This is a genomic window from Erythrobacter sp. NE805 (genome assembly GCF_046452355.1).
In the GTDB taxonomy this organism is placed as follows: Bacteria; Pseudomonadota; Alphaproteobacteria; order Sphingomonadales; family Sphingomonadaceae; genus Erythrobacter.
Genome location: NZ_JBKFDI010000001.1, coordinates 350,394 through 376,331, shown reverse-complemented (window position 1 = coordinate 376,331; position 25,938 = coordinate 350,394). Strand labels below are relative to the sequence as shown.

Genomic DNA, 25,938 nt, shown 5'->3' with positions numbered 1-25,938 from the left:
CGCTCACCAGTAGTAGAACACGCTGATGACGTGAGCGGCGAGCGCGGCGATCAGGGCGAGGGTCAGGGGGATGTGCAGGAACAGCCACACCTCGAGCAGCGCGCGGATGCGCAAGCTGCCGCGAATCTGGCCGAGCTGGGCGAGCCTGCGTTCGAGCAGCGCGCGCACCCGCTCCTCGGCCTCGGAGGTGCCGAGCATCCCGGCGCGCGCCCGCGCGGTCGCGCAGCCCGGATAGCGCGCCGTCAGCCGCGCCAGCGCGCCCCCGGCGAAGGGGCTCTGCCTGAGCGCCGCGAGCACGAGGTCCGCCTCGCCGCGCGCCAGCGGCTGCGCGGCGCTCTCGAGCTGGCGGTCGATCGCGGTGAGCGCGTCGAGCATCTGCGCCCGCGTCATCTCCCTGCGGTTGTCGGAAAGGCGCGCCGGGAGGATCGCGTAGGCGGTCACCCCGTAGATGCCGGTGGCGATCACCAGCAGCATCAGCACATAGGCGAGGGTGTGGACGTTCCACCCGATCTGGAAGCCGGTGTGGAGCGTGCCCACCACAACCAGCGACAGGCCGAGATAGACATGGGCGCTGGTCCAGGCCTTGAGGCTCCACGCGCCGGGGTTGATGCGGCGCTTCCTCACGCCCAGCAGCGAAAGCCAGATGATGAGGCCAAGCCCGATCGTGCCCAGCGTATAGCCGTACCACGTGCCGCCATTGGGCCGCGGCTGCTGGTCGATCAGCGCATAGCCGAGCGCCGCGGTGGCGCTCAGCGCGAGCGCGATCCACAGCCAGCGGAAGCCCTTGTGCGCGAGGAAGCCGACGTGCCCCGAATCCCGCCGCTTCTCGTCCTCGCGGAGGCGCTCGCGTGCCGCGCCGGCGCTCATTCCTCGTCCTCGGCGAGCTTGGTGTAGGTCAGGAACTTTTCGGGGCTGACGCGGATCGCCGCACCGGTCGGGCAGGCGCGCACGCAGGCGGGGCCGCCGTCGATCCCGGCGCACATGTCGCACTTCACCGCGAGCTTGGCCTCGGGGAGGCTCTGCTTCTTCGCCTCGGCCTTGCGCCAGCCATAGGGCGCCTCGCCCGGGCCGGGGCCCTTGCCGAACAGCATCCACTGGAGGAGGCTCGGCTTTTTCGGGGGCTTGGCGTCCATGCGGATCACGCCGTAGGGGCAGTTCCTCTGGCAGTTGCCGCAGCCGATGCAGGTCTCGTCGATGAACACCTCGCCGTCGGGCCCGCGCTTGATCGCGTTGGGCGGGCAGTCGGCCATGCAATGCGGGTGCTCGCAGTGGCGGCACGAGGTCGGCACGTGGAGATGGGCATAGGTGCGCCCCGCCTCGCGGTCCAATCGCGAGAGCCCGTCGTGGCTGTCGGCGCAGGCCTTCTCGCAATTGTCGCAGCCGATGCACAGCTTCTCGTCGATCAGCAACACGTCGGTCGCCTCGCCGATGCCGTTGTCGACGAGGAACTGCGCGGTCTGCGAATAGAGGTCGACCGCGCCCGAGAAGCCGTCCTTGCGGCTCTCGATGAAGGCATTGGTGGCGCGCCGCGCGCTCATTTCGCCGAGCGCGCGCTCGCGCAGGCCCGGGTTGCGGCCCAAGAAGTCGAGGAAGGCCTCGCCCGGCAGGCGGATCACCTCGGAGCGGATCGCTGCCTTGACCGTCGCGGTGCGCGCCGAGCCGTCGATCACCGCCATCTCGCCGAAATAGGAGCCTGCGGGGAGGTAGGAGAGGAACACCGGGCGCGTCCCCACCTGCTTCTCGACGATCATCGAGCCCGAGCGCACGATGTAGACGTCCTTGTCCTCGGCACCCTCGCGCACGATCACCTGGCCTGCGCGCGCGGGCACCAGCTCGGCGCTGGCGACCAGCGGGGCGACGTCGGCCTTGGTGATGCCGGGGCCGAACATCTGGAGCAGCTGACGCTCGATCGAGATCGTCCCCACCGCCCGCGCCGCCCCCGGCGAGGTGGCGAGCAGCTTCAGCGCCGCCATGCGCGGCAGCTCGAGCGCGATGACGGGCTCGGCGGCGCGGATTGTCGCCCCGCGGCGGCGACCCGAGATGAGGCCCACCTCGCCGAAGATCGATCCCTGCTCGATGCCGACCGTGATCGACGGGTCGGCCGGGTTGACCTCGACCGCGACCGAGCCTTCGGCGATCGCGAACATCGAGGAGCCGGGATCGTTGCGGCGGAAGATCACCTCGCCCGGCTCGTAGGCGTGGGCGGTCGAATCGAGCATCAGCTCGCGCAGCTGGAGCACCGAGAGATCGGCGAGGATCGCGACGTTGCCCCCGAACACCGACAGCCATTCATCGACGCTGCGATTGCCGGGAAGCCCGGCGAACTTCGCGGCAAGGATCGGCTCGTCGGCGGGCTTCAAGTCGCGGTTCCCGGCGAGGAACTCGATGACGTCGTAGCCCTGGTTCATGCAGTGCTTGATGAGCGGGTATCCCGCGAGCGCGCCGATCACGTGGATGCCGGGCGTGGTCGTCTCGAATTCGGGCGAGAGCTTGGGGAAGGCGCCGGGCTCGGGGCTGGAGAATGCGATCCCCATCGCCTCGACGAAGCCGCGCGGGGGCTGCGAGCCGGTGCGGGCGATGATGCGATCGCAGCGGATCGCCTCCTGCCCGTCGCGGGTGTTGAGGAGCAGCTCGCCGTCTCTGACCTCGGCGGGCTCGGTCTCGCGCCGCACGGTCAGCCGCCCCTCGCGCTCGGCCTCTTCCAGCAGCGCGACGTTCGCCGCCTTGGCGCGGGCGAAATCGGCGCTGCGGTTCAATATGGTGACGACGTTTCTCTGCGCCGGATCGGCGGCGAGGCCCAAGGCGTTCTCGATCCCCGCGTCGCCCGAGCCGATCACGGTGATGTGCTCGTCGAAATACTCGCCCGGATCGTCGAGCTGGTACTGGATCAGCGGCGAATCCGCCCCCGGGCAGCGCAGCCGGTTGGGGTTGCCCTGCGTGCCGATGGCGAGCACGATCGTCGCCGCCGCGACGACCTCGCCGCCCCTCAGGTGGATGCGGAAGTCGCCCTTCTGTCCTTCGACCTTCACGACCTCGGCATTGAGCTTCACGTTGACCTTGTGCCCGGCGATCTGCTCGTCCCAGATCCCGAGGATCGTCTCGCGCTTGCCCGCCTCGAAGTCGATGTCGCTGCGCAGCACCAGGTTCGCGGGCGTCGCCATGACGTGCTTGCCCTTCTGGTACTTGTAGATCGTGTCCGAGAGGTGGTCGGTCTTCTCGAGGAGGATGTGGCTCATGCCCCGCGCCGCCGCCCGCGCGGCCGCGCTCAGCCCTGCCGGGCCCGATCCCACGATGGCGACCTGGAACACCCCCGTCACCTATCCAAACCCCTCTTCGCGGATAGATTGTTGCCCCGGCACCTTAAGCGAAAGCGCGCCCGATGCCAGAGCGAATTGCCCGGGAAACGGCGGGATGCTAGCGGCTTGGCGCATGGCAGGCGAACAGACAGGAACGGGTGCGGCGAGCGGCTCGCGCGCGGGTTGGATCATGCTCGGCGCGGCGCTGCTGCTCGCGGCGGGATCGATCGGCTACAACGTGATGGGGGCGGGCGAGGCGGCCCTCGCGCCCGAAGCCGCAGGCGAGGGCGCTCCCTCGATCGAGACCCTGCGCGCCCGGGCCGAGGCCTCGGCGAACGACGCCGGGCCGTGGAGCGACCTCGCTTTCGCCTACTTCCAGGCCGAGCGCTTCGACGAGGCCGCCGCCGCCTACCGCCGCGCCCTCGCCATCGCGCCCGGCGAGGCGGTGCTGTGGTCGGCGCTCGGGGAGAGCCTCGTGCTGGCGAGCAAGCGCGATCCGCTCCCGCCCGAGGCCTTGCAGGCCTTCGAGAAGGCGGTTGCGCTCGACCCCGAGGATGCGCGGGCGCGCTACTTCCTCGCCGCGAAGAAGGACATCGACAAGGACCACGAGGGCGCCATCGCCGCCTGGCTCGATCTCCTCGCCGACAGCCCGCGAGGGGCGCCGTGGGAGGCGGACCTGGTGCGCACCATCGAGCAGGTCGGGCAGATGAACGCGATCGAGGTCAAGAGCCGCATCGCCGCCGCCCAAGGCGCGCGCAAGCCCGCGCTGCTCGCCCCCGGCTCGGGCAGCGTCGCGGGCGAGAGCGCCTCGCCCGCGCTGCGCGGTCCGAGCGCCGCCGACGTCGCGGCGGCGAGCCGGATGAAGCCCTCCGAACAACGCCAGATGGCCGAGGGCATGGTCGCCCAGCTCGAGGAGCGGCTGAAGTCGCAGCCGACAAACCTCGACGGCTGGGTGATGCTGATCCGCAGCCGCATGACGCTGGGCGAGCCCGCCAAGGCCAAGGCGGCGCTCGAGGCGGCGGTGAAGGCCAATCCTGGCGCGGCGGCGCAGCTTCGCGAGCAGGCGGCGGCGCTGGGGGTGAAGTAGGTCAGCTCCAGCCGGTCCGCCCGCTCCACTTAAGGGCCAGCGCGTCGAGCGCATCGAGCGCGGCGTCGAGCTCGTGCCCGCGTTCGGTCAGTGAGTAGGTGACCTTGGGCGGGATCGTCGGCTCGTGATGACGATCGATGATCCCTAAGCCTTCAAGCATCCGCAGCCGCTCGGTCAGCACCTTGGCCGAGATGCTCGGCATCTGTTTCTTGAGCTGGCCGAAGCGCATCGGCCCACGGTTCTTCAGCAGCCACAGGATGTAGGTGGTCCAGGGCCCGCTGAGGATCGTCACCAGCCCGTGCAGCGGGCAATCCATGGAGCTGTAACGCGGCAGATCGACCAGTTTGTCGGTTACGTCGGGCATACTAGTTACTTTCAGGTACCTACTTGCTCAAAGTAACCGATAGCATATTGGCGGCTCCGGCACACCCCCCTTCCGTGCCCGATCCCATGGAGACACAACATGAAGCTCTTCTACAGCCCCGGCTCCTGCGCCATGTCGCCGCACATCGTCCTCAGCGAAGCGGGTGCGACTTACACGCTCGAGCGGGTCGATCTCGCGACCAAGACCACCGAGAGCGGCCAGCCGCTCAGCGCGATCAACCCGCAGGACGCAGTGCCCGTGTTGCTGCTCGGCGAAGGCGAGACGCTCACCGAGGGCGCCGCGATCGTCCAGTACGTCGCCGACCGGCACCCCGAGGCCGGCCTGCTCCCGCCCGCCGGAACCCTCGCGCGCGCCAAGGTGCAGCAATGGCTGAACTACATCGCCACCGAGATGCACAAGGCCCACGTGCCGCTCTTCAAGGCCGATTATCCGCAAGTCTCGAAGGACCTCGCCATCGCCAGCGTCAAGCGGGCCTACGACTTCGTCGCGGCCGCCCTCGCCGACCGGCCCTATCTGACCGGCGAAACTTTCACGGTCGCCGACGCCTACCTCTTTACCATCGTGAATTGGCACAACTTCATCGGTCTCGACCTCGCGCCCTGGCCGGTGCTGGTCGCCTATCAGGAGCGGATCGCCGCCCGTCCGGCGGTGAGGAAGGCGATGGCCGAGGAAGGCCTGATCGCAGCCTAGCCGGGTCGGTCGAAGCGACCCCGTCCTGGAAGCGTCCGGGGCGGGGCGCCGATCACACCACCCCGAAGGCCAGCATCGCGTCGGCGACCTTCTTGAAGCCGGCGATGTTCGCGCCCTTCACGTAGTCGATGTAGCCGCCACCCTGGTCGCCGTAGCGGATGCAGGCCTGGTGGATGCCGGACATGATGTCCTTGAGCATCTGCTGGAGCTCCTCCTCCTTCCACGAGCGGCGTTCGGAGTTCTGGCTCATCTCGAGGCCCGAGACCGCGACCCCGCCGGCATTCGACGCCTTGCCGGGGGCGTAGAGCAGCCGCGCCGCCTTGAAGACGTGCACCCCGTCGAGGTCGGTCGGCATGTTCGCGCCCTCGGCGACCGCGCGGCAGCCGTTGGCGACGAGCGTCTTCGCATCCTCGCCCAGCAATTCGTTCTGCGTCGCGCAGGGCAGGGCGACGTCGCAGGGCACGCCCCACGGCGTCCGGCCGGCGTGGAAGGTGGCGCCGGGGAAGGCCGCCACATAGTCCTCGATCCGGCCGCGGCGGTGGGTCTTGTGGGTCTTCACCCAGTCGATCTTCTCCTGCCCGATGCCGTCGGGGTCATGGATGAAGCCGCCGCTGTCGGAGAGGGTCACGACCTTGCCGCCGAGCTGGACGATCTTCTCCGCCGCATGGGTCGCGACATTGCCGCTCCCCGAGATCACGGCGGTCTTGCCCGCGAGGCTCTCGCCCTTCGTCGCGAGCATCTCGGCGAGAAAATAGACCGCGCCGTAGCCGGTCGCCTCGGTGCGGATCAGACTGCCGCCCCATTCGAGGCCCTTGCCGGTCAGCACCCCGGTGAAGTTGCCGGTGATGCGCTTGTACTGGCCGAACATGTAGCCGATCTCGCGCGCGCCCACCCCGATGTCGCCCGCCGGGACATCGACGTCGGCGCCGATGTGGCGGTAGAGCTCGGTCATGAAGGACTGGCAGAAGCGCATGATCTCGCGCTCGGACTTGCCCTTGGGGTTGAAGTTGGCGCCGCCCTTGCCGCCGCCCATCGGCAGGCCCGTGAGCGCGTTCTTGAAGGTCTGCTCGAAGGCGAGGAACTTCAATACGCTCTCGTTGACCGCTGGGTGGAAGCGGATGCCGCCCTTGTAGGGGCCGATCGCGTTGTTGTTCTGGACGCGCCAGCCGCGCTGGACGCGGATGTTGCCGGCATCGTCCTCCCAGCACACGCGGAACGAGACGACGCGGTCGGGCTCGGCGATGCGGCGCAGGATCTGCTGTTCGTGGTACGCGGCCTTGTCGGCGATGAAGGCGAAGATGTCCTCGGCCACTTCCTGCACCGCCTGGACGAATTCGTCCTGGTGCGGATTGCGGCGCTTCACCCCTTCCATGAACTGGTGGAGGTCGACGTGTCCGTTGCTCATGCTGGTGTTCCCCTCGCTGGGCCGCGCCCGGCGGGGACTATCTGCGTAAAGCCGCAGACTGACAAGGCGTGTCGGCCCGGCGTCAGATCGCGGAGCTGAAGCGGCGCGGGGCGGCGGCGCGGTAGCTGTCGAACAGCGCGGCGATCACCCGCGCATAGGGGAGGCCCTCGGGGAGGATCTCCAGCCGCTCGCCCTCGAGCCGCGCGAGGCCAGCCGCGAGGAAGGGCGCGAGCCGCTCGGTCACCTCGGCGAGGAGGTCGGGGGCGATCGCCGCCGCGTCGCGGCACAGCAGCGCCTCGATCACCGCGCCCCGCCGCTGGTCCTCGGGCGAGCGGGCGATGCCGTGGCTGGCCGAGAGCCGCCCCTCGTCCGAAAGCTGGCGGTAACGCCCGGTGTGCTTCTCGTTCTGGGCGAGGAGCTGCGGAAAGCCGCTCACCGCGCTCGCCCCGAGGCCGATCAGCACCTCGGCCGTGTCGTCGGTGAAGCCCTGGAAGTTGCGGCGGAGCGTGCCCTGCCGCACCGCGCGCGCCATCGGGTCATGGGGGAGCGCGAAGTGGTCGAAGCCGACCCGCGCATAGCCCGCGCCGACCAGCGTGTCGTGCGCCTGCGCGGCCATCGCGAAGCGCGCCGCCGCGCCGGGGAGCGCGCCTTCCGGAATCATCGTCTGGCGCGGCACGAGGTGCGGCACATGGGCATAGCCGAACACCGCGACCCGGTCCGCGCCGAGCTTGCGGGTCATCTCGAGGCTGTCCTCGAGGTCGGCCTCGCTCTGGTGGGGGAGGCCGTACATCAGGTCGAAGTTCAAGGAGGTGACGCCCGCGCCGCGGAGCCAGTCGACGCTGCGGCAGATCATCGTCAGCGACTGCTCGCGCCCGATCGCCTTCTGGCAGTGGACCGCGAAGGTCTGCACCCCGAGGCTCGCCCGGCTCACGCGCACGCCGCTCAGCACGCTCGCCCAGTCGGAGGTGAGGCTCCTCGGATCGAGCTCGATCGCAATCGCGGGCGAGCCCATCGGAAAATGCGCGTGGAGCGCCTCGATCAACGCGAGGAATTCGCCGGTCTCGATGGCATTGGGGCTGCCCCCGCCGAAGGCGACGCGGCGCACGCGGGCGGTCTGGGGGAGGAGGCTCGCGACGGTCGCGATCTCCTGGTGGAGCGCGGCGAGGTAGGCCTCGACCCGCGCGCGCTTGCCCGACTTGCCGGTGTTGCAGCCGCAGTAGAAGCAGATCTGCTCGCAGAACGGGATGTGGAGGTAGAGCGAGACGTCGCCGGTGGCCGACGCGATGGCGCGCTCGATGGAACCCTCTTCCAGCGCGCCGAAATCGGCGGCGGTCGGGTAGCTGGTGTAGCGCGGCACGGGGGTGGCGAGCAGCTCGGGGTGATAGGTCCACATCGGTGTCGGGCGCTCCTTCGTCGCGGCAGACCGCCCGCGCCGCCTCCGTGCCCGGCCACCGATGAAACCATCAGGCTTTTGTGGCCGGGCGTGGAGGCGGGACGGGTGGTCTGCGGCTCGCGATAGCGAACCTCGTCAGGGCACGTCTTTGCGCGAGATCAATTTGCCGGATTTGTCTTCGCGGCAGGTGCCGGCGTGGCAGCCTTTGGGGTGGCAGGCCGGGTCCTCGACAGGGGCCTTGCGGCGCAGAGGAATGCTGATCGTGCCCCCGTTGCACAGCGCCGCCGTCAGCGCGGCGGGGCCGTGCTGCGCGGGCAGCGGGCCGATCATCACCGGCACCAGCGCGGCCAGCGCAAGGGGGAGCGCGGCGAGGCTCACGGCAACTCCTCCTCGTCGATCAGGATGCGGCTCGCCGCGCCGTCCATGTCCTCGTATTGCCCGGCGCGCATCGACCACATGAAGGCGGCGAGGCCCGCAAGTCCCATGCCGAGCGCGATGGGGATGAGGAAGGCAAGGCCGGTCATGCGCGGGCACTCCGGGCAAGGCGCAGCGAGTTGGCGACCACCGCAAGCGAGGAGAGCGACATGGCGATCGCGGCCACAAGCGGGGTGACGAGCCCGAACAGCGCCAGCGGGACTGCGAGCATGTTGTAGGCAATCGAGAAGGCGAAGTTCTCGCGCACGATCCGCATGGTCTTGCGCGCGACTTTCACGGCCAGCGCGACGGGCATCAGCGTGTCGCCGATGAACACTGCGTCGGCGGCCTGCTGGCTCGCATCGGACGCGGTGCCCGGCGCGATCGAGGCGTGCGCGGCGGCGAGCGCGGGGCCATCGTTGAGGCCATCGCCGACCATCAGCGGGCGGCGGCCGGTTGCCTTGAGGGCTTCCAGGACCGCAAGCTTGTCCTGCGGGCTTGCGCCTGCCTGCGCCTCGAGGCCGAGCGCGCTCGCCACGGCAGCGACCGGTGCGGCGCGGTCGCCCGAGAGGATGCTGGCACCAAGGCCCTCGCCCGCCAGCGCGGCGATGGCGGCGGCGGCATCGGGACGCAGCGGATCGGCGAAGGGGATGATCCGGCGGGTCTCACCGATGCGCAGGCAGGTGGCAAGGAGGGGGCCCTCGGCTTCGCCTTCGGGAACCGGCCCTTCGAGCTTCTCCAGGGCGACCGCAAACCCGTTCCAGCGGCCCGTGAGGCCCTGCCCGCCGACTTCGCGAATGTCGTCCACGCTCGCGGGGTGGACGCCCTCGGGCAGCAGGGCGGCGACAAGGCCGCGGCTCAGCGGGTGGCGGCTCGCCTGGGCGAGGCCAAGGGCGATGCTGCGCGCTTCTGCGTCGAGGCTCCGGATATCTGCGCGGGGCTCGCCTAGGGTGAGCGTGCCGGTCTTGTCGAACAGCGCGACATCGCACTCGGCGAGGCGTTCGAGGGCGCTCCCGTCCTTGACCAGCAACCCGCGCCGCAGCAGCACGCCGCTCGCCACGACCTGCGCGGCGGGCACGGCGAGGCCCATCGCGCAGGGGCAGGTGATGATCAGCACCGCGATGGCGATGGTGAGCGAGGCGTGCCACCCCGCCCCTGCGATCATCCAGCCCGCGAAGGCGAGCGCCGCAAGGCTGTGCACCACCGGTGCATAGAGCCGCGACGCGCGGTCGGCGATGCGCACGTAGTGGCTGCGCGACTGGCCCGCCTCGTCCATCAGCCGCGCGATCTCGGCGATGGCGGTGTCCTCGGCGACATGGGTGAGGCGCACCCTGAGCGGCGCGGCGAGGTTGATCGCGCCCGCGTGCACCAGCGCGCCCGGCCCGACCGGCTCCGGCGCGCTCTCCCCGGTGAGCATCGCATTGTCGAGCGCGCTCGTGCCCTCCACCACCTCCCCGTCGGCGGCGAGCGCCTCCCCGGCGGCGACCAGCACCAGCATCCCGGGCGCGAGGTCCTTGGCGGCAACCCGGCGGGTGGTGCCGTCCGGGGCGATGACGCTCGCGCTCTTGCCCATTCGGCCGAGCAGCGCGCCGATGCCTGCGCGCGTGCGGGTGCGCATCTCGGCATCGAGCGCGCGGCCCGCCAGCAGGAAGAACAGCAGCATCACGGCGCTGTCGAAGAAGGCGTGCGCGCCCCCGGTGATCGTCTCGTAGAGGCTGAGGCACGTCGCGAGGATCACGCCGATGCTGATCGGCACGTCCATGTTGGTGCGTCGATGCTTCAGCGCCATCCACGCGCTCGCGAAGAAGGGCCGCCCCGCATAGGCGATCACCGGCAGGGCGATCACCGCCGAGAGCCAGTGGAACAGCGCGCGGGTCGAGCCCTCCGCGCCGGACCAGACGCTGACCGAGAGCAGCATCACGTTCATCATCCCGAACCCCGCGACCCCCAGGGCGCGGGTGAGGCGCCTGCGCTCGGCGGCCTCGCTGCCGGTCGGTCCGAGCAGGTCGGCGTCGGCGACCGGCTGGGACTCGAACCCGATCTCGAGCAGCGCAGCGGCGAGGGCCCCCTCGTCGAGCGCGGGGTCATGGGTGATCGCGACGCGCCGCGCCGAGAGATTGGCGCGCGCAGCGGCGATGCCGGCGAGCTTCGGGAGCTCGCGCTCGATCTTGCCGATGCAGCCGGCGCATTTCATGCCGGGCACGGTCAGCCGGGTGGTCGCGAGCGGGCGCGGCGCCTCGGCGAGGGGGGAGGGCTCGACGAGCCGCAGGGCGGAGGCGTTCATGGGAGGGCGCTTTCGCCGGCCCAGGCCTTGCCCTCGGCGCGGATCGCCATGCGCAGCTGCCAGCGGCCCGGGGCGAGCGGCTGGTCCGAGACCCAGCGCGCCTTGCCCGCGGGCGAGAAGGTCAGCGGCGTTGCCTCGCGCGCGCCCAGCGGTCGCTCGGCAGTGCCGGTGATCGACGCGCCCGCAGGCACGGCGATGGTCTCGACGACCACCCGCCCGTCGCTCGCGCGGCGGTGCGGGACCGCCTGCCAGCCGAGCGCCTTCGAGGCCGCCGCCTGCTTCAGCCAGCCATTGTAGTGCTGGCTCGCGACGTAGGAATTGTCGACCACCGTGCCGTGGAAGCTCTCCACCGCCATCGTCGCCATCGTCAGGTTGACCGCGATGACGACTGCAAAGCCGCCGACGAAGATCGCCGCCATGTGCTTGCCCGTGAGGTTGCTGGTCTGGCGCATCATTGCTCTCCGGGCATGGCGAAGGTGGCGGCGACGCGGGCGGTCTCGTGCTGTTCGTCGCGGCTGGTGAGGCGGAAGGCGAAGTCGTGCGCGCGCATCCCGCTCGGCAGCATCACGTAGGCGCGCATCACCTTGGTCGCGTTGGCGGGGACCGTGACGCGCTGGAGGGGCGCGGCGTTCTCGAGGCTCACCGCCTCGGTCCACAACACCGCGCCCGGAGGCAGGCCTTCGAGCGCGAGGTCCATCGCGCGGGGGCGGGCTTCCATGTTCCTCAGGCGCAGGGTGTAGGCGTTCCTCACCGAGCCGTCCTTCAGCAGCATGAAGGGCGGGTTGCGGTCGGGGGCCACGGTGAGGCCGGTATGCGTGCGGGTGCCGAGCGCGAAGAGCAGGCCTGCGCCGATTGCGCTCCACACGCCGAGGTAGACGAGGGTCCGGGGGCGCAGCAGCGCCTTCCACGCCGGGGTCGGCGGAGCGCCCGCCGCCTCGGCCTCGCATTGCTCGAGCGTCGCGTAGTCGATGAGGCCGCGCGGACGCCCGACCTCCTTCATCACCCGGTCGCAGGCATCGATGCACAGGCCGCAGGTGATGCAGCCGATCTGCTGCCCGTCGCGGATGTCGATGCCGGTCGGGCAGACCGCGACGCACAGCTGGCAGTCGATGCAGTCGCCGTAGGCATCGGGGTGCTTCGCCGCCTTCTTGAGGCTCCCGCGCTGCTCGCCGCGCCAGTCCTTGTAGGTGACGATCAGGCTCTTCTCGTCGAGCATCGCGGTCTGGATGCGCGGCCAGGGGCACATGTAGACGCACACCTGCTCGCGCATGAAGCCGCCGAGCCAGAAGGTCGTGCCGGTGAGGATCGCGACGGTCGCGTAGGCGACGGGGTTCGCGGTGCCGTGCCAGAAGTCATACGTGAGCGTCGGCGCGTCGGCGAAATACATGATCCACGCGCCGCCGGTCCAGAAGGCAATTCCGAGGTAGACGCTCCACTTCGCGAGGCGGCGGGCGGTCTTCGCGGCGTCCCATGGCGCCCTGTCGAGCCGCGCGCGGGCGTTGCGGTCGCCGTCGAAGAAGCGGTCGACGTGCTGGAAGAGGTCGGTCCAGACGGTCTGCGGGCAGGCGTAGCCGCACCACGCGCGCCCGACCGCGGAGGTGACGAGGAACAGGCCGATCCCCGCCATGATCAGGAGGCCCGCGACGAAGTAGAACTCGTGCGGCCAGATCTCGATGTCGAACATGTAGAAGCGGCGATTGGCGAGGTCGACGAGCACGGCCTGGTCGGGCGCATAGGGGCCGCGGTCCCAGCGGATCCACGGCGTCGCGTAGTAGATGAGCAGGGTGATCGCCATCACCGCCCATTTGAAGCGCCGGAAGGGCCCGTCGATGCGCTTGTTGTGGACCGTGCGGCCCTTCTCGTAGAGCGCGCTGCCCATGAAGCCGGCGTCAGGCTGCGGCGCCGGCTTCGGGGCAGGCGCGGGGTCGGAGGGGGTCCCGAGCGCCGCCGCCCAGTCGCGCCCCAAGCCTTCTGGCTTGGGCGCGCTGTCGGGAGCAGGGCGCTCGGGGGCTTCGATGTCAGCCATCGGTCCTCGCCTTGGGTGCGGGGGCTGCCGCGGTTGCGGCGGCAGGGGTCGCGGGGGCGGCGGGCGCCGGATCCTGCCCGCCGCCGCGCGAGTGCACGTAGGCCGCGAGCATCTTGATCGTGACGGGATCGAGCCGGTCCTTCCACGCCGGCATGACGCCGTGGCGGGGGGCGGTGACCTGGCGCTTCACGTCGGCCGCGGTGCCGCCGAACAGCCAGATCGCATCATTGAGCGCGGGCACGCCCATCGCCGGCATCCCGCCGCCGGTCGCGCCGTGGCAGGCCGCGCAATTGTCGGCGAAGAGCTGCGCTCCCGTGGCATTCCCCTTGGCCTTGCCGGAGAGCGAGAGCACGTGCGCGGCGACCGCGTCGATCTCGGCGGGCTTCAGCAGACCAGCGAAGGCCGGCATGAGGTTCACCCGCGTTGCGGGGTTCGCGTCCCAGCGCACGCCATTGGTGAGCGTCGTCTCGATGTCGGTGAGCGTGCCGCCCCACAGCCAATCGTCGTCGTTGAGGTTGGGGTAGCCCGCAGAGCCCGCCGCGCCCGCGCCGTGACAGGCCGCGCAATTGACCTTGAAGGCCGCCGCCCCGCCCGCGATCGCCGCCTGCATCAGCTGCGGGTTGGCGGGGAGCGCCTCGATCGGGGTCGCGGCGATCTGGGCGCGCACCCCGGCACGCGCGGCCTCGGCGGCGCGCATCTCGGCGGCGAGGTCGCCGCGGCTCGACCAGCCGAGCGTGCCCGACGTCGCGCGGTCGAGCAGCGGCCAGGCGGGGTAGAGCACCACGTAGACGAGCGCGAAGGCGATCGTCGCGTAAAAGGTGTAGAGCCACCAGCGCGGCAGCGGGGTGTTGAGCTCCTCGATGCCGTCCCATTCGTGGCCGACGGTCTCGGTGCCGGTGGGCTCGTCGATGCGTTTAGTCATGGCTGTCATCCCGGAAGATCGAAAGCTTGGCGTCGGTGCGGTAGGCGCGCGCGCCGGGGCGGAAGTGCCACAGGCACAGCACCAGATAGAGCACCAGGATCATCGCCAGCGCATAGCTGTCGGCGAAGTGGCGAAGGGCGGTGTAGAGGCTCATCGGCCCTTCTCCCCCCCATTACTGCCTTGCGTCAGCTGTTCCTGCGCCGCGGCGCTGTTCACGTCGACGAGGGTGCCGAGCATCTGGAGGTAGGCGACCAGCGCATCCATCTCCGTGACGCGGGTGGGATCGCCGTCGAAGTCGCGGATCTGCGCCTTGGGGTAGCGCTTGGCGAGATCGCCCGCGTCGGCATTGGGATCGGCCTGCGCCTTGAGGTCAGCCGCGGCGCTGGCGAGGTCCTTGTCGGTGTAGGGCACGCCCACGTCGCGCAGGGTCGCAAGGCTCGCGGCCGGATCGGCGACCTTCAGCTCGGTCTCGGCGAGGAAGGCGTAGCTCGGCATGATGCTCTCGGGCACCACCGCGCGCGGGGCCTTCAGGTGGTCGACATGCCAGGCGTCCGAATACTTGCCCCCGACCCGCGCGAGGTCCGGACCGGTGCGCTTGCTGCCCCACTGGAACGGATGGTCGTACATCGATTCGGCGGCGAGCGAGTAGTGGCCGTAGCGCTCGACCTCGTCCCGGAAGGGCCGGATCATCTGGCTGTGGCAGACGTAGCAGCCCTCGCGGATGTAGATGTCGCGCCCGGCCTGCTCGAGCGGGGTGTAGGGGCGCATCCCCTCGACCTTCTCGATCGTGTTGTCGATCCAGAACATCGGCGCGATCTCGACGATCCCCCCCACCGCCACCACCGCGAGCGTGGCGGCGGCGAGCAGGGTGACGTTGCGTTCGAGCTTCTTGTGACCCTCGAAGGCGCCGGGTTGTGCAGTGTTGTTGCTCATGGTTCGGGTTTCCTGCTGAGCGGTCATTCGGCGGGTTCGGCAACAAGGCCGCGTGCGGGGAGGGGGACGTCAGCGCTGTAATCATGCGCGGTCTCGCCCATCGGGGCTTCCTCGCGCAGCTTGCCGGCGATGGTCATGGCGATGTTGTAGGCCATGATGAGCGCACCGGAGAGGTACATGAGGCCCCCCACGCCGCGCAGCACGTACATCGGGTGGAGCGCCGCGACGGTGTCGACGAAGCTGTTCACGAGGTACCCGTCCGCGCCGTATTCGCGCCACATCAGGCCTTGGGTGATCCCCGCGACCCACATCGAGGCGGCGTAGAAGACGATGCCGAGCGTCGCGAGCCAGAAGTGCCAGTTGATCATCCGCAAGCTGTAGAGCCGCTCGCGGTTCCACAGGCGCGGCGTCAGGTAGTAGACGCAGGCGAAGGTGATCATCCCGTTCCACCCCAGTGCGCCGGAGTGCACGTGGCCGATCGTCCAGTCGGTGTAGTGCGACAGCGAGTTCACCGCCTTGATCGAGAGCATCGGCCCCTCGAAGGTGCTCATCCCGTAGAAGGCGAGCGCGAGGACCATCATGCGGATGATCGGATCGGTGCGCACCTTGTCCCACGCGCCGTTCAAGGTCATCAGCCCGTTGATCATCCCGCCCCACGACGGCATCCACAGCATCACCGAGAACACCATGCCGAGCGTCTGCGCCCAGTCGGGGAGCGCGGTGTAGTGGAGGTGGTGCGGGCCCGCCCAGATGTAGAGGAAGATCAGCGACCAGAAGTGGATGATCGACAGGCGGTAGGAGTAAACGGGGCGCCCGGCCTGCTTGGGCACGAAGTAGTACATCATCGCCAGGAACCCGGCGGTGAGGAAGAAGCCCACCGCATTGTGGCCGTACCACCACTGCGTCAACGCATCCTGCACGCCCGAGAACAGGCTGTAGCTCTTGGCGCCCAGAAAGCTCACCGGCACCGCGAGGTTGTTGACCACGTGGAGCATCGCGATCGTCAGGATGAAGGCGAGGAAGAACCAGTTGGCGACGTAGATGTGCGGCTCGTGGCGCTTCAGGATCGTGCCGACGAAGACCGCGGCATAGGCGAGCCACACGATCGTCAGCCACAGGTCGACATACCATTCGGGCTCGGCATATTCGCGGCCCTGTCCGATCCCGAGTACGTAGCCGGTCGCGGCCAGCACGATGAACAGCTGGTAGCCCCAGAACACGAAGCGCGCCGTGCCCGGCAGCGCGAGCGTGGTGCGGCAGGTGCGCTGGACGATGTAGAAGCTCGTCGCGATCAGCGCGTTGCCGCCGAAGGCGAAGATCACAGCTGAAGTGTGCAGCGGGCGGATCCGGCCGAAGTTGAGGTAGGGCTCGAAGTTCAATTGCGGGAAGGCGAGCTGGGCGGCGATGAACACGCCGACGAGCAGGCCCACGACGCCCCAGAACATCGTTGCGATCACGCCCCAGCGGATCACGTCGTCGTCGTAGCGGGCGGGCCCCGGGGGCATCCGGAAGATGCTCTGGGCGCGCGCCACGGGGTCGTAGGTGGTGAGCGTCGCGACGATCAGGACCACGGCGACGAGCGCCACGATCCCCATCTGGATGGCGAAGCCCTTGTCGGGGGTGAGCGCGATGGCAGCGATGCTGGCGATGAGGACAAGCGTCCACACCCCCAGCCGCCTGAGGACTGTTTCCATGATGTTTTATCCCTTCCGTCGGTGCGATCCCTACATCGCCCCCGGGTCTTCAGTGTTTGAGCGAAATCAAATCCGGGTCAGTTTTTGGGCTTGTCTCCGCCGCTCTGCCGGGGCGCTGGCTGCGTGCGTCCGGCGATCCTCGCCAGCGCGCCCACATCGCTGAGCGCGACCTTCGAGCGTCCTTCGGTCGCCACCAGTCCCGCCTCGCGCAGCTCGGTGAGCTGGCGGCTGACGGTCTCGATGGTGAGGCCGAGCGAGTCGCCGATGTCCCTGCGGCTCATCGGCAGCGCGAAGGCGCATTCGCCCTCGGTCTGCCCGGTCAGCCGCTCGGCCATCGAGACGAGGAAGTCGGCGATCCGCGCGGCGGCCGACTTGTGTCCCATCTGCATCATCCGGGTGCGCGAGCGGTGCAGCGCCTGAAGGCTCCGGGTCAGCACCGAGCGGAGCACCGCCGGGTCGCCCTGGGCTGCATCGAGGAAGCGCTCGGCGGGGAAGATCACGAGGTCGCAGGGCGTCAGCGCGACGAGTCGGAAGTCTCCGTCCGACTGGCGCAGCACCGAGACGAGGTCGCCCGCGAAGTGGAAGGCGAGCACCTGGCCGCTGGCGATCGGGCCGGGCGTGGCGGTGGGCGCGGCGACCAGCTTGGCCGAGCCGCTCGCGATCCACACCAGCCGGTCCTCGGCCGGGTCGGGGGCGAGCTGGGCCCCGCGCGCGAGATGGTCGGCAACGCCGATCGCGCAGAGCCGGTCGGCAGTGCGCGCGTCGCCCGTGCCTTCAGGCAGCGCGGCGCGGAACGTGGCAAAGCCGAACTGGACCGATGCGGGGCTGAGTGTCGCCATGATGGATGCGGCCATGGGCCGGCCGGATGCAAAGGTCTTTGATCCCGATCAATGAGGCCCCGGCGCCGCCGCGACTATCCGAAGGCCACAGGCAGCAACCATCCTGGGCCGCATGGGCGCGGCCACTGCTTGCCGAAGAGGACGGGAAAATGAAGACGTTGATGATGATCGGCGGCGCCGTGCTGGCGCTTGCCGCGACCCCGGCGCTTGCCCAGGAGGCGGGCGACACGGATACCGGCCGCGCCGGACACGTGCAGGTCAAGCTGCTCGGCACCTACGTGGCGCCCGACGGCAAGATCACCAAGATCAACCGGAACGTGCCGAACCTTCCGGCGAGCACCCAGACCGAGGCGAACGACAATGTGACGCCGACCGTGGCGATCGAGTATTTCCTCACCGACAACATCTCGCTCGAGACCATCGCGGGGATGACCCAGCACGACGTCGATACGGTGGCGGGGCTGCCCGCGGGGGCGGAGCTCGTCTCGAACGCCAAGCTGATCCCGGCGACGCTGACCGCGAAGTATCACTTCGATCTCGGGCCAAAAGCTGGCGGTGTGAAGCCCTACGTGGGCGCGGGTCCGGCCTATTTCCTGTGGGTGAGCGACAAGCCGGGCGCCGCGACCCGGCCGCTCGGGGTGACCCGCACCGATTTCTCGAACGAGTTCGGCGTGGCGCTCCAGGCGGGGGTCGACGTGGCGCTCAACGACAAGGGGCTGAGCTTCAGCCTCGATGCCAAGCGCTACTTCATCGACACCACCGCGCGCTGGTATGCCGGCAATGCGCTGGTGATCGAGACGAAGCACAAGCTCGATCCCTGGCTGCTGAGCGCAGGCCTCGCCTACCGCTTCTGACCGTACCCTTTCGGTCGGAAGGAACCCCGCCGGCGAGCGCGAGCCGGCGGGGTTTTCTTGTGCCTGCCGCAGGGTGGGGTCGAGACGGCTTCACACCCCCTCCACACCCCTGTTACACCCCCTCCAGACCCCCGCTTGGCCCCCTCCAGAAAGGCAAAAAACGCGATGTTTCACGTGAAACATCGCGCTTTCGGGGAGGAGCTCAGAAGTTGTAGCGGGTCGAGAACATCACGCGCCGCAGGTCCCCGGTCCGCCCGTCCTCGAGGCTGCGTTCGGCATAGAGGACCTCGATCCCGACATCGAGCGGATCGACCGGCGTCCAGATGATGTTGGCGAGCGCGTTCCAGCTTTCGTCGGTGACCTGGCGGCTGGTGAGCACGACCGGGTTGTCGGCCTTGAAGTAGGATCCCGCGAGGGTGGATCTCACCCGGCCGCCCCAGTGGTGCTGGTAGGCGGCGAAGCCCGAGAGGGTGAAGATCGGGTCGAGCTTGCCCGCCTGGGTGAGCGCGGCATCGTTGACGATGTTGAGCCCGATGTAGCGCCCGAGGCCGTCGCCCGCGGTCGCCATGAACCTGAGGTCGTCCTTGGCGCCGACCTTGATCTTGCCCGACAGGCTCATCCCCCAGGCCAGCGCGCTGTCGCTGCCGGTGCCGAAATCGTCGTTCGAAATCCGCAGGTTACGGACGATCGCGGCGGCCGAGAGCGAGCCCCATTTCTTGTTGAGGTTGTAGCGCGCGACCATGTCGGGGAAGGTGTCGTCCCCGGCCGCGATGCGTGCCCCGGTGCGGGTGGTGACGGTCGTCTCGGGCTGCTCGAGGGCGATCTGCCAGCCGTTCTTGCTCCACCGGATCTGCGGCTGGCGGTCGAACACGGTGCCCGGGGTTACGCCAATGAAATCAAGGCTGTCGGGCAGGGCCGCGACGTTCTGGAAGGTCGACCACGCCTGGCCGAACATCCAGTTGTCATAGGTGATGAAGGCCTGCCTGAGGCGCGGGACATAGGAATTGGTGGTCCGCTCGTCCCCTCCGTCGGTGACGTTGAAATCGAGCTCGATCTGGGAGTTGAGCGTATGCTCGGTCCCCACGTCCGTGGCGGTCTTGAGGATGAAGCGGGTCTGGCGCGCGGAATAGTCCGTGTCGTAGCCCGAGGCGGTCCCGCCGACCGGGATCAATGCCGGGATCAGGAAGTCGCGCCCGATGCTCCCGTCGGGCATCTGCCCCCCGCTGGTGCTCTGGACAAGCGCGTCGAGCTTGACGTAGCCCGAATAGGAGACCGTGGTCTTGCCGACGCGAAAACCCTTGTCTTCCTGAGCCTTGGGCACCGCGATCTGCTGCGCGAGCGCGGCCTGGCGGTCCTTGAGGTCGCGGGTCGCGGCGAGGAGGGCGGCGCCCTGCTCGCGCACCGCGTCCTGCTCGGCGCGCATCACGGCATCGTCGGCGGCGTGGCTGGCCTTCTCGGCATCGAGCCGGGCGATTAGGCCCTCGACGAGCGCCTCGAGCCGGTCGAGCCGCGCATCGACGCTCGCCTCCTTCGCCTGCGCCAGCGCCGGGCTCGCCGTCAGCACGCTCGCCGCCAGCAATGCCGCGCGCCAGGCGCACCGCCCCCTCGTGTGTCCCATGTCTCTCTCCCGTTTTATCCGATCCCCGGGGCGGGAGAATGACCCCGGCAGGCCAGGCGCGACAGCTAGCCAAACGTCGTAAGACCTTTGTCTGAGGGCGCGGGGCTGATAGCCTGTTGTAAAACAGGGCCAGGATACAGGGAGAGTCGAGATGATCCACGCCGTCGAGCGGCCCAAGGCGGCCACGCCCACGCACTGCACCCCCGAGCAATATGCGCAGATGTACCGCGCCTCGCTCGAGACGCCGGACGCCTTCTGGCTCAGCCAGGCGCAGCGGCTCGTCTGGACGCGGGCGCCGACGAAGGGCGGGGACTGGTCCTATGATCCGGTGGCGATCAGGTGGTTCGAAGACGGGCAGCTCAACCTCTGCCACAACGCCGTGGACCGGCACCTGCCCGCGCACGCCGACACGACCGCGCTGATCTTCGAGCCCGACGATCCAGCGGGCGAGACGAGGAAGCTCACCTATGGCGAGCTTCATCGCGAGGTCATCCGCATGGCCAATGCGCTGAAATCGCTGGGCGTGGCCAAGGGCGACCGGGTCACGATCTACATGCCGATGATCCTTGAGGGCGTCGTCGCGATGCTCGCCTGCGCAAGGCTCGGCGCGGTGCACTCGGTGGTGTTCGGCGGCTTCTCTCCCGAGGCGCTGGCGGGCCGGATCGAAGACTGCGGCAGCCGCTTCGTCGTCACCGCCGACGAGGGGCTGCGCGGCGGCAAGCACATTCCGCTGAAAGCCAATGTCGATGCCGCGCTCGGCCTCGCCGCGCACCAGACGCCGGTCGACGGGGTGCTGGTGATCCGCCACACCGGCGGCGCCATCGCGATGCAGGAGGGCCGCGACCACTGGCTCGAGGACCTCGCCAGCGATGCCGACGTCCCCTGCGCGGTGATGGACGCCGAGGACCCGCTGTTCATCCTCTACACCTCCGGTTCGACCGGCAAGCCCAAGGGCGTGCTCCACACCACCGGCGGCTACGGGGTGTGGACCGCGACGACCTTCCACTACATCTTCGACTATCAGCCGGGCGAGGTGTTCTGGTGCACCGCCGATATCGGCTGGGTCACGGGGCACTCCTATGTCGTCTACGGCCCGCTGATGAACGCGGCGACCGCCGTCGTGTTCGAAGGCGTGCCAAACTACCCCGATCACGGGCGCTTCTGGGACGTGGTCGACAAGCATCAGGTCAACATCATCTACACCGCCCCCACCGCCATCCGTGCGCTGATGCGCGAGGGCGACCACCACGTCACCAGCCGCAGCCGCGCCTCGCTGCGCCTGCTCGGCTCGGTCGGCGAGCCGATCAACCCCGAGGCGTGGCGCTGGTATTTCGACGTCGTGGGCGAGGGCCGCTGCCCCGTCATCGACACCTGGTGGCAGACCGAAACCGGCGGCTGCATGATCACCACGCTGCCCGGCGCGCACGACATGAAGCCGGGGAGCGCGGGGCTTCCGTTCTTCGGCATCCGCCCGCAGCTGGTCGACAACGAGGGCGGGGTGCTCGAGGGCGCGGCCGAGGGCAACCTGTGCATCACCCATAGCTGGCCCGGTCAGGCGCGCACCGTCTACGGCGATCACGAGCGCTTCGTGCAGACCTATTTCAGCACCTATGCCGGCAAATACTTCACCGGCGACGGCTGCAAGCGCGACGAGGACGGCTACTACTGGATCACTGGCCGGGTCGACGATGTCATCAACGTCTCCGGGCACCGCATGGGCACGGCGGAAGTCGAGAGCGCGCTGGTGCTCCACCCCAAGGTCGCCGAGGCCGCCGTGGTCGGCTATCCGCACGACATAAAGGGGCAGGGGATCTACTGCTACGTCACCCTCAATGTCGGCGAGGAGGGGACCGAAGCGCTGCTCGCCGAGCTGAAGGCGCATGTCAGGAAGGAGATCGGCCCGATCGCCACGCCCGACATCATCCATTTCACCGATGGCCTGCCGAAGACCCGCTCGGGCAAGATCATGCGCCGCATCCTGAGGAAGATTGCCGAGAACGAGTTCGGCGCGTTGGGCGATACCTCGACGCTCGCCGATCCCTCGCTGGTCGAGCGGCTGATCGAGGGGCGCCAGAACAGGTAGTGGCTTCGCGCATCGTCATCGCCGACGACCACCCGCTGTTCCGCAGCGCGCTGGCGCATGCGGTCGGGAAGGTGTGGGAGGGGTTCGCGATCATCGAGGCCAGCTCCGCCGCCGAAGCGCGCGCGGTGCTGGCCGAGGGGGCGGTGGAGGCCCTGCTTCTTGACCTGCACATGGCGGATTCGAGCGGGCTCAGCGTGCTGATGGACCTGCGGCAGGACCATCCGGCGCTCCCCATCGTCATCGTCTCGGCCTCCGAGGAACCGCGCGTTGCGGCCGCCGCGGCGCAGCTCGGGGCGGCGGGGTTCATCCCCAAGTCGGCGAGCCTCGAGGCGATCCGCGAGGGGCTGGCGGCGGTGAAGCGCGGCGACGGGTGGTTCCCGGACACCGGCGCGGAGGCGGACGACGATCTCGCGCGCATCGCCAGCCTGACGCCGGCCCAGCGGCGCATCCTCGGCGCGATCCGGCAGGGCCTCCTCAACAAGCAGATCGCCTACGAGCTCGCGATCAGCGAGGCGACCGTGAAGGCACATATCACCGCGCTGATGCGCAAGCTCGGGGTCGCCAGCCGCACCCAGGCGGTGCTGCTCGCGGCCAAGCTCGACGTCGATCAGCCGGTCGCCGACTCCGCGAGGGCCTGACGCCCGGCTCCCTGCGCGAGCGCGGTCGCGATCAGTGCGCGCAGGGCGGCGGGGGAGGACGGTTTCAAGAGCCGGTTCGCCCCCATCCGCGCCGCCGCCGCCTCGGTCTCCTCCGAGCCCTCGGCGGTGAGCAGGATCCCCGGCGGGCGGCTGCCCCAGGCCTCGCACAGGGCGGCATAGGTCGCATCGCCCCGCTCCGCCCCGTCGAGGCGATAGTCCATGATCGCGACCTGCGGCGCATCGGGTGCGAGCGCGCGCGCTTCGGCAAGGCTCGCCGCGCAGGTAACATCGAGGCCCCACTTGCCGAGCAGCGCCGCGGTGGCGGTGAGCGCGGCTGGGTCGTTGTCGACCACCAGCACCCGCGCCGCGCCGAAGCCGCCCGAGCTGCGCGCCGGGGCGGGCAGCGCCGTCGCCGCCGCCGCGCGGCGGAGCACCGGCAGGGCTAAGGCGAAGCGGCTCCCGCGCCCCGGCGCCGAGGTGGTCTCGATGTCTACCTCGAGCAGCCGCGCCGCGCGCCGGACGATGGCAAGGCCCAGCCCCAGCCCCTCGCGGTCGGTCGAGGCGCCGCGCTCGAACTCGCCGAAGATGCGCTCGATGTCGGCGGGCGCGATGCCGCGGCCGGTGTCGTGGATCGCGATCACGGCCTCCCCGCCGCGCCGCCGCACGCCGATCAGGACTCCGCCGCGCGCGGTGTAGCGCACCGCGTTGCTGAGGAGATTGCGCAGCACGGCGGTGAGCAGCGCGCGGTCGGCCATCACCCAGACGCTCGTCCGCACCCGCCGCAGCCGCAGCCCCTTGGCCTGCGCCTGGAGCACGAATTCGCGCGCGACGTCCTCGAACAGCTGGTCGAGAGCGATCGGCTCGGGCGCGGGGACGACCGCGCCGCTGTCGAGCTTGGAGATTTCGAGCAGCACCCGGATCAACCGGTCGGCGGCGACGATCGAGCCGTCGAGATCGGCGACCAGCCGTTCGAGCGCGGGCGCGCCCGCCACCTCCTCGCCCAGCGCCGAGGCGAACAGGCGCGCGGCGTTGAGGGGCTGGATGAGGTCATGGCTGGCGGCGGCAAGGAAGCGGGTCTTGGAGCGCGTCGCCTCGGCGAGCGCGGCGTTGGCGGCGCTCAGCTGGCGGGTGCGTTCGGCGACCTTCTCCTCCAAGGCCTGTTCTGCGCGGCGGTCCAATGTGATGTCGGTGTAGGAGGTGGTGTAGCCGCCCCCCGGCGTCGGCGCGCCGACGATCCGCAGCACCCGGCCATCATGCTGGACGCGCTCGATGCGGTGTTCGGTCCCGGCGCGCATATAGGCGAGGCGGCGCGCGACCTGCTCGTCGATTTCGGCCTCGGAGAGGTGCCCGCGTGCGAGGTTGAAGCGGATGAGGTCGGCAATCGGGGTGCCGACGCTGACGAGCCGGTCGGGGAGGTCGAAGATTTCCTGATAGCGGCTGTTCCACGCCACGAGGCGCATCTCGCTGTCCACCAGTGCGACGCCCTGATCGATGCTCTCGATCGCGGTCTGGAGCAGCTCGCCCGAAAAGTTGAGGCGCCGCCGGGTCTCGTCGAACATGGCGACGACCTCGGGGAGCGGGATCGGGTCGCCGCCCGCCCAGGAGCCGACCAGCATCCGCGCCGAGGAGGTCCCGATGACGCCCGAGATGACCCGCTCGGCCAGCTCCAGCACCGCCGCGCCCGCGGGATCGCCGTTCTTCATCTGGAGCGCGGCGAGGGCGGTGTCGGCGCGCTCCCGGCCGACGAACTGGGCAAGCAGTGCGCGCACGTCGCCGACACGCTTGGTGGTGGCGTGGCGCGGGAGCTCGCCGGGCATCGGGGTGCCGACGAAGGCCGCGGCCTGCGCCTGGTCGAGCAGCGAAGGCCGCACGAGGCCCGAGACCAGCCAGTAGAGCGCGGCATTGACCCCGAGGCTGAGGATCACGCCCGAGACCAGCGGGTCCGGGTGGATGGAGAAGGGCGGCGGCGTGCCGTTCGCGGCCGGAAGGATCAGCAGCGCGAGCCACAGCGCGAAGCCGCAGGTGAGACCGGCGAGCATCCCCGCCCGGTTGCCGTGCTGGCTCAGGATCCCGAGCACCAGCCCCGGCGCGAATTGCGCGGCCGCGGCGAAGGCGAGGGTGCCGAGCCCGGCGAGGTCGGACACGCCCGCAAAGCCGCGGTAGAAGGCATAGGCGGCGCCGAGCAGCGCGGCGATGGTCAGGCGGCGGATCAGCAGCAGCCGCCGCGCGATCCGGCTGCGGTCGCCGCGCCCCGCCAGCGCCCGGCGCAGCAGCAGCGGCGCGAGCAGGTCGTTGGTGATCATGATCGACAGTGCCACGCATTCGACGACGATCATCCCGGTGGCCGCCGAGAAGCCGCCGAGGAACACCAGCACCGCAAGCCACGGGTGGTCCGAAGCGAGGGGCAGGGCGAGGACGATGGTGTCGGGCGCGGTGCCGGCGGGGAGCAGCGCCTGTCCGGCGAGGACGATCGGGACGATCACCGCGGCATTCACCGCGAGGTAGGCGGGCAGCACCCAGCGCATCGCGGGAGTGGCGCGCTCGCCCGGAGCCTCGACGAAGCTCATGTGGAACTGGCGCGGCAGGCACAGGATTGCCGCCCCGGCGAGCAGGGTGAGCACCGCGAAGCGCGCGTCGAGCTGGCCGGGGGCGAGGAGCGCGGGCGGCGCGGCGGGGCTCGCGAGAGCGCCGTCCCCTGCCAGCAGGACCAGCGCAAGCGCGCCCACCGCCAGCAGCGCGGCGAGCTTGACCACCGCCTCGAGCGCGATGGTGAGGACGAGGCCGGCGTTCTCCCCCGCCCGGTCGGCCCGGCGCGAGCCGAACAGGATCGCGAAGAGGCCCATCAGCGCCGCGACGATCAGCACCAGCGTGTCGGCCGGGACCCGGCTTCTGAGCTCCGGTCCCAGCAGCAGCAGCGTCGTCCCCACCGATTGCAGCTGGAGCGCCATGTAGGGGAGCGTGCCGAGGGTCGCGATCACCGTCACCAGCGCGGCGAGGCTGGCGCTCTTGCCGTAGCGGGCCGAGAGGAAGTCGGCGATCGAGGTCGAGTGCTGGGCCTTGGCCTGCGCGAGGATGCGGCGGACGACGCCGAAGCCGAGGGTGAAGACGAGGATCGGCCCGAGGTAGATCGGCAGGTAGTCGAGCCCCGCGCTCGCCGCGGTGCCGACCCCGCCGAAGAAGGTCCAGCTGGTGCAGTAGACCGCGAGACTGAGGCCGTAGACGCTTCCCGCGTACGGCCCTGCGCGACCCTCGCCCGCGCCCCGCCGGTCGCGCCAGGAGGCGATCCAGAACAGCGCGCCGAGGTAGAATGTGGCGGCCACCAGGGCCGCGCCGAGCATCATGCGCCTCTCCCCTCTCCCGCCAGACAAGCTAACCCA

22 protein-coding genes are annotated in these 25,938 nt (G+C 69.9%); 5 read left to right on the top strand and 17 right to left on the bottom strand.

Annotated elements, in window-relative coordinates:
• Positions 1–3: 3 nt before the first annotated feature.
• Together ACLBKU_RS01755 and ACLBKU_RS01750 are read right to left on the bottom strand one after the other, a co-directional pair.
• Positions 4–867 (bottom strand): hypothetical protein, encoded by an 864-nt coding sequence (locus tag ACLBKU_RS01755; protein ID WP_410177809.1) that lies wholly within the window; start codon positions 865–867, stop codon positions 4–6.
• Positions 864–3,317 (bottom strand): cyclic nucleotide-binding domain-containing protein, encoded by a 2,454-nt coding sequence (locus ACLBKU_RS01750; RefSeq protein WP_410177808.1) that lies wholly within the window; start codon positions 3,315–3,317, stop codon positions 864–866. Before ACLBKU_RS01750 ends, ACLBKU_RS01755 begins: the two co-directional genes overlap by 4 nt.
• A gap of 112 nt (positions 3,318–3,429) precedes the next feature.
• Here ACLBKU_RS01750 and ACLBKU_RS01745 point away from each other — a divergent pair, with 112 nt between their 5' ends.
• Positions 3,430–4,383 carry a tetratricopeptide repeat protein gene (locus tag ACLBKU_RS01745; RefSeq protein ID WP_410177807.1) on the top strand — a complete coding sequence of 318 codons (954 nt, stop codon included), beginning with the start codon at positions 3,430–3,432 and terminating at the stop codon, positions 4,381–4,383.
• Position 4,384: 1 nt separating this feature from the next.
• Here the strand turns inward: ACLBKU_RS01745 and ACLBKU_RS01740 are convergent, their stop codons facing one another.
• The gene (locus ACLBKU_RS01740) at positions 4,385–4,747 is read right to left on the bottom strand and encodes a winged helix-turn-helix transcriptional regulator (protein WP_410177806.1); all 363 of its coding nucleotides are present in this window, start codon (positions 4,745–4,747) and stop codon (positions 4,385–4,387) included.
• A 99-nt stretch (positions 4,748–4,846) separates the two neighbouring features.
• On the opposite strand from ACLBKU_RS01740, the gene gstA reads away from it, so the two are divergent.
• Positions 4,847–5,458: a glutathione transferase GstA gene (gstA, locus tag ACLBKU_RS01735; protein ID WP_410177805.1), complete on the top strand. Its 612-nt coding sequence runs from the start codon at positions 4,847–4,849 to the stop codon at positions 5,456–5,458.
• A gap of 52 nt (positions 5,459–5,510) precedes the next feature.
• On the opposite strand, the gene gdhA is transcribed toward gstA, so the two are convergent.
• The 12 genes from gdhA to ACLBKU_RS01675 all read right to left on the bottom strand — a co-directional run bounded on the left by gdhA (position 5,511) and on the right by ACLBKU_RS01675 (position 17,383).
• Positions 5,511–6,863, bottom strand: coding sequence for an NADP-specific glutamate dehydrogenase (gdhA, locus tag ACLBKU_RS01730; RefSeq protein WP_410177804.1), 1,353 nt, complete (start codon positions 6,861–6,863; stop codon positions 5,511–5,513).
• A gap of 82 nt (positions 6,864–6,945) precedes the next feature.
• Positions 6,946–8,256 (bottom strand): oxygen-independent coproporphyrinogen III oxidase, encoded by a 1,311-nt coding sequence (gene hemN, locus ACLBKU_RS01725; RefSeq protein WP_410177803.1) that lies wholly within the window; start codon positions 8,254–8,256, stop codon positions 6,946–6,948.
• 135 nt (positions 8,257–8,391) lie between these two features.
• Complete coding sequence (locus ACLBKU_RS01720; protein WP_410177802.1) at positions 8,392–8,634, bottom strand: hypothetical protein; 243 nt, start codon at positions 8,632–8,634, stop codon at positions 8,392–8,394.
• Complete coding sequence (ccoS, locus tag ACLBKU_RS01715) at positions 8,631–8,780, bottom strand: cbb3-type cytochrome oxidase assembly protein CcoS (protein WP_410177801.1); 150 nt, start codon at positions 8,778–8,780, stop codon at positions 8,631–8,633. Before ccoS ends, ACLBKU_RS01720 begins: the two co-directional genes overlap by 4 nt.
• Positions 8,777–10,954, bottom strand: coding sequence for a heavy metal translocating P-type ATPase (locus tag ACLBKU_RS01710; RefSeq protein WP_410177800.1), 2,178 nt, complete (start codon positions 10,952–10,954; stop codon positions 8,777–8,779). Before ACLBKU_RS01710 ends, ccoS begins: the two co-directional genes overlap by 4 nt.
• Entirely contained in the window at positions 10,951–11,409 is a 459-nt protein-coding gene (locus ACLBKU_RS01705; RefSeq protein ID WP_410177799.1) for a FixH family protein, read from the bottom strand. The genes ACLBKU_RS01710 and ACLBKU_RS01705 overlap by 4 nt, the downstream gene beginning before the upstream one ends.
• Positions 11,406–12,833 (bottom strand): cytochrome c oxidase accessory protein CcoG, encoded by a 1,428-nt coding sequence (gene ccoG / locus ACLBKU_RS01700; RefSeq protein ID WP_410178984.1) that lies wholly within the window; start codon positions 12,831–12,833, stop codon positions 11,406–11,408. The genes ACLBKU_RS01705 and ccoG overlap by 4 nt, the downstream gene beginning before the upstream one ends.
• A gap of 139 nt (positions 12,834–12,972) precedes the next feature.
• A complete protein-coding gene (gene ccoP / locus ACLBKU_RS01695; protein ID WP_410177798.1) occupies positions 12,973–13,902 on the bottom strand; it encodes a cytochrome-c oxidase, cbb3-type subunit III in 930 nt (309 codons plus the stop codon).
• Complete coding sequence (locus ACLBKU_RS01690; RefSeq protein ID WP_410177797.1) at positions 13,895–14,056, bottom strand: cbb3-type cytochrome oxidase subunit 3; 162 nt, start codon at positions 14,054–14,056, stop codon at positions 13,895–13,897. Before ACLBKU_RS01690 ends, ccoP begins: the two co-directional genes overlap by 8 nt.
• Positions 14,053–14,835: a cytochrome-c oxidase, cbb3-type subunit II gene (ccoO, locus tag ACLBKU_RS01685; RefSeq protein ID WP_410177796.1), complete on the bottom strand. Its 783-nt coding sequence runs from the start codon at positions 14,833–14,835 to the stop codon at positions 14,053–14,055. Before ccoO ends, ACLBKU_RS01690 begins: the two co-directional genes overlap by 4 nt.
• A gap of 23 nt (positions 14,836–14,858) precedes the next feature.
• Entirely contained in the window at positions 14,859–16,529 is a 1,671-nt protein-coding gene (ccoN, locus tag ACLBKU_RS01680; RefSeq protein WP_410177795.1) for a cytochrome-c oxidase, cbb3-type subunit I, read from the bottom strand.
• Between the two features lie 77 nt (positions 16,530–16,606).
• Positions 16,607–17,383, bottom strand: a complete 777-nt coding sequence (locus ACLBKU_RS01675) for a Crp/Fnr family transcriptional regulator (RefSeq protein ID WP_410177794.1) — start codon at positions 17,381–17,383, stop codon at positions 16,607–16,609.
• A gap of 134 nt (positions 17,384–17,517) precedes the next feature.
• Between ACLBKU_RS01675 and ACLBKU_RS01670 the strand changes: the two genes are divergently transcribed.
• Positions 17,518–18,222 carry an OmpW/AlkL family protein gene (locus ACLBKU_RS01670; RefSeq protein ID WP_410177793.1) on the top strand — a complete coding sequence of 235 codons (705 nt, stop codon included), beginning with the start codon at positions 17,518–17,520 and terminating at the stop codon, positions 18,220–18,222.
• Positions 18,223–18,424: 202 nt separating this feature from the next.
• On the opposite strand, the gene ACLBKU_RS01665 is transcribed toward ACLBKU_RS01670, so the two are convergent.
• Positions 18,425–19,840, bottom strand: a complete 1,416-nt coding sequence (locus ACLBKU_RS01665; protein ID WP_410177792.1) for a DcaP family trimeric outer membrane transporter — start codon at positions 19,838–19,840, stop codon at positions 18,425–18,427.
• 151 nt (positions 19,841–19,991) lie between these two features.
• Here ACLBKU_RS01665 and acs point away from each other — a divergent pair, with 151 nt between their 5' ends.
• Together acs and ACLBKU_RS01655 are read left to right on the top strand one after the other, a co-directional pair.
• Positions 19,992–21,923: an acetate--CoA ligase gene (gene acs / locus ACLBKU_RS01660; RefSeq protein ID WP_410177791.1), complete on the top strand. Its 1,932-nt coding sequence runs from the start codon at positions 19,992–19,994 to the stop codon at positions 21,921–21,923.
• The gene (locus ACLBKU_RS01655; protein ID WP_410177790.1) at positions 21,923–22,561 is read left to right on the top strand and encodes a response regulator; all 639 of its coding nucleotides are present in this window, start codon (positions 21,923–21,925) and stop codon (positions 22,559–22,561) included. Before acs ends, ACLBKU_RS01655 begins: the two co-directional genes overlap by 1 nt.
• On the opposite strand, the gene ACLBKU_RS01650 is transcribed toward ACLBKU_RS01655, so the two are convergent.
• Positions 22,531–25,902, bottom strand: a complete 3,372-nt coding sequence (locus ACLBKU_RS01650) for a PAS-domain containing protein (RefSeq protein WP_410177789.1) — start codon at positions 25,900–25,902, stop codon at positions 22,531–22,533. The genes ACLBKU_RS01655 and ACLBKU_RS01650 overlap by 31 nt on opposite strands.
• Between the last annotated feature and the right edge of the window lie 36 nt (positions 25,903–25,938).

Coding starts and splice junctions, on each gene's coding strand:
- ACLBKU_RS01690 (WP_410177797.1), bottom strand. CDS start 14,056: ATGAGCCTCTACACCGCCCTTCGCCACTTCGCCGACAGCTATGCGCTG.
- ACLBKU_RS01705 (WP_410177799.1), bottom strand. CDS start 11,409: ATGATGCGCCAGACCAGCAACCTCACGGGCAAGCACATGGCGGCGATC.
- ACLBKU_RS01710 (WP_410177800.1), bottom strand. CDS start 10,954: ATGAACGCCTCCGCCCTGCGGCTCGTCGAGCCCTCCCCCCTCGCCGAG.
- gdhA (WP_410177804.1), bottom strand. CDS start 6,863: ATGAGCAACGGACACGTCGACCTCCACCAGTTCATGGAAGGGGTGAAG.
- ACLBKU_RS01650 (WP_410177789.1), bottom strand. CDS start 25,902: ATGATGCTCGGCGCGGCCCTGGTGGCCGCCACATTCTACCTCGGCGCG.
- ACLBKU_RS01665 (WP_410177792.1), bottom strand. CDS start 19,840: ATGGGACACACGAGGGGGCGGTGCGCCTGGCGCGCGGCATTGCTGGCG.
- ACLBKU_RS01675 (WP_410177794.1), bottom strand. CDS start 17,383: ATGGCCGCATCCATCATGGCGACACTCAGCCCCGCATCGGTCCAGTTC.
- hemN (WP_410177803.1), bottom strand. CDS start 8,256: ATGTGGACCTATCACCCCGAGCTGCTCGCCACCCCCGTGCCGCGCTAC.
- ccoS (WP_410177801.1), bottom strand. CDS start 8,780: ATGACCGGCCTTGCCTTCCTCATCCCCATCGCGCTCGGCATGGGACTT.
- acs (WP_410177791.1), top strand. CDS start 19,992: ATGATCCACGCCGTCGAGCGGCCCAAGGCGGCCACGCCCACGCACTGC.
- ACLBKU_RS01745 (WP_410177807.1), top strand. CDS start 3,430: ATGGCAGGCGAACAGACAGGAACGGGTGCGGCGAGCGGCTCGCGCGCG.
- ACLBKU_RS01670 (WP_410177793.1), top strand. CDS start 17,518: ATGAAGACGTTGATGATGATCGGCGGCGCCGTGCTGGCGCTTGCCGCG.
- ccoN (WP_410177795.1), bottom strand. CDS start 16,529: ATGGAAACAGTCCTCAGGCGGCTGGGGGTGTGGACGCTTGTCCTCATC.
- ccoO (WP_410177796.1), bottom strand. CDS start 14,835: ATGAGCAACAACACTGCACAACCCGGCGCCTTCGAGGGTCACAAGAAG.
- ccoG (WP_410178984.1), bottom strand. CDS start 12,833: ATGGGCAGCGCGCTCTACGAGAAGGGCCGCACGGTCCACAACAAGCGC.
- ACLBKU_RS01755 (WP_410177809.1), bottom strand. CDS start 867: ATGAGCGCCGGCGCGGCACGCGAGCGCCTCCGCGAGGACGAGAAGCGG.
- gstA (WP_410177805.1), top strand. CDS start 4,847: ATGAAGCTCTTCTACAGCCCCGGCTCCTGCGCCATGTCGCCGCACATC.
- ACLBKU_RS01740 (WP_410177806.1), bottom strand. CDS start 4,747: ATGCCCGACGTAACCGACAAACTGGTCGATCTGCCGCGTTACAGCTCC.
- ccoP (WP_410177798.1), bottom strand. CDS start 13,902: ATGACTAAACGCATCGACGAGCCCACCGGCACCGAGACCGTCGGCCAC.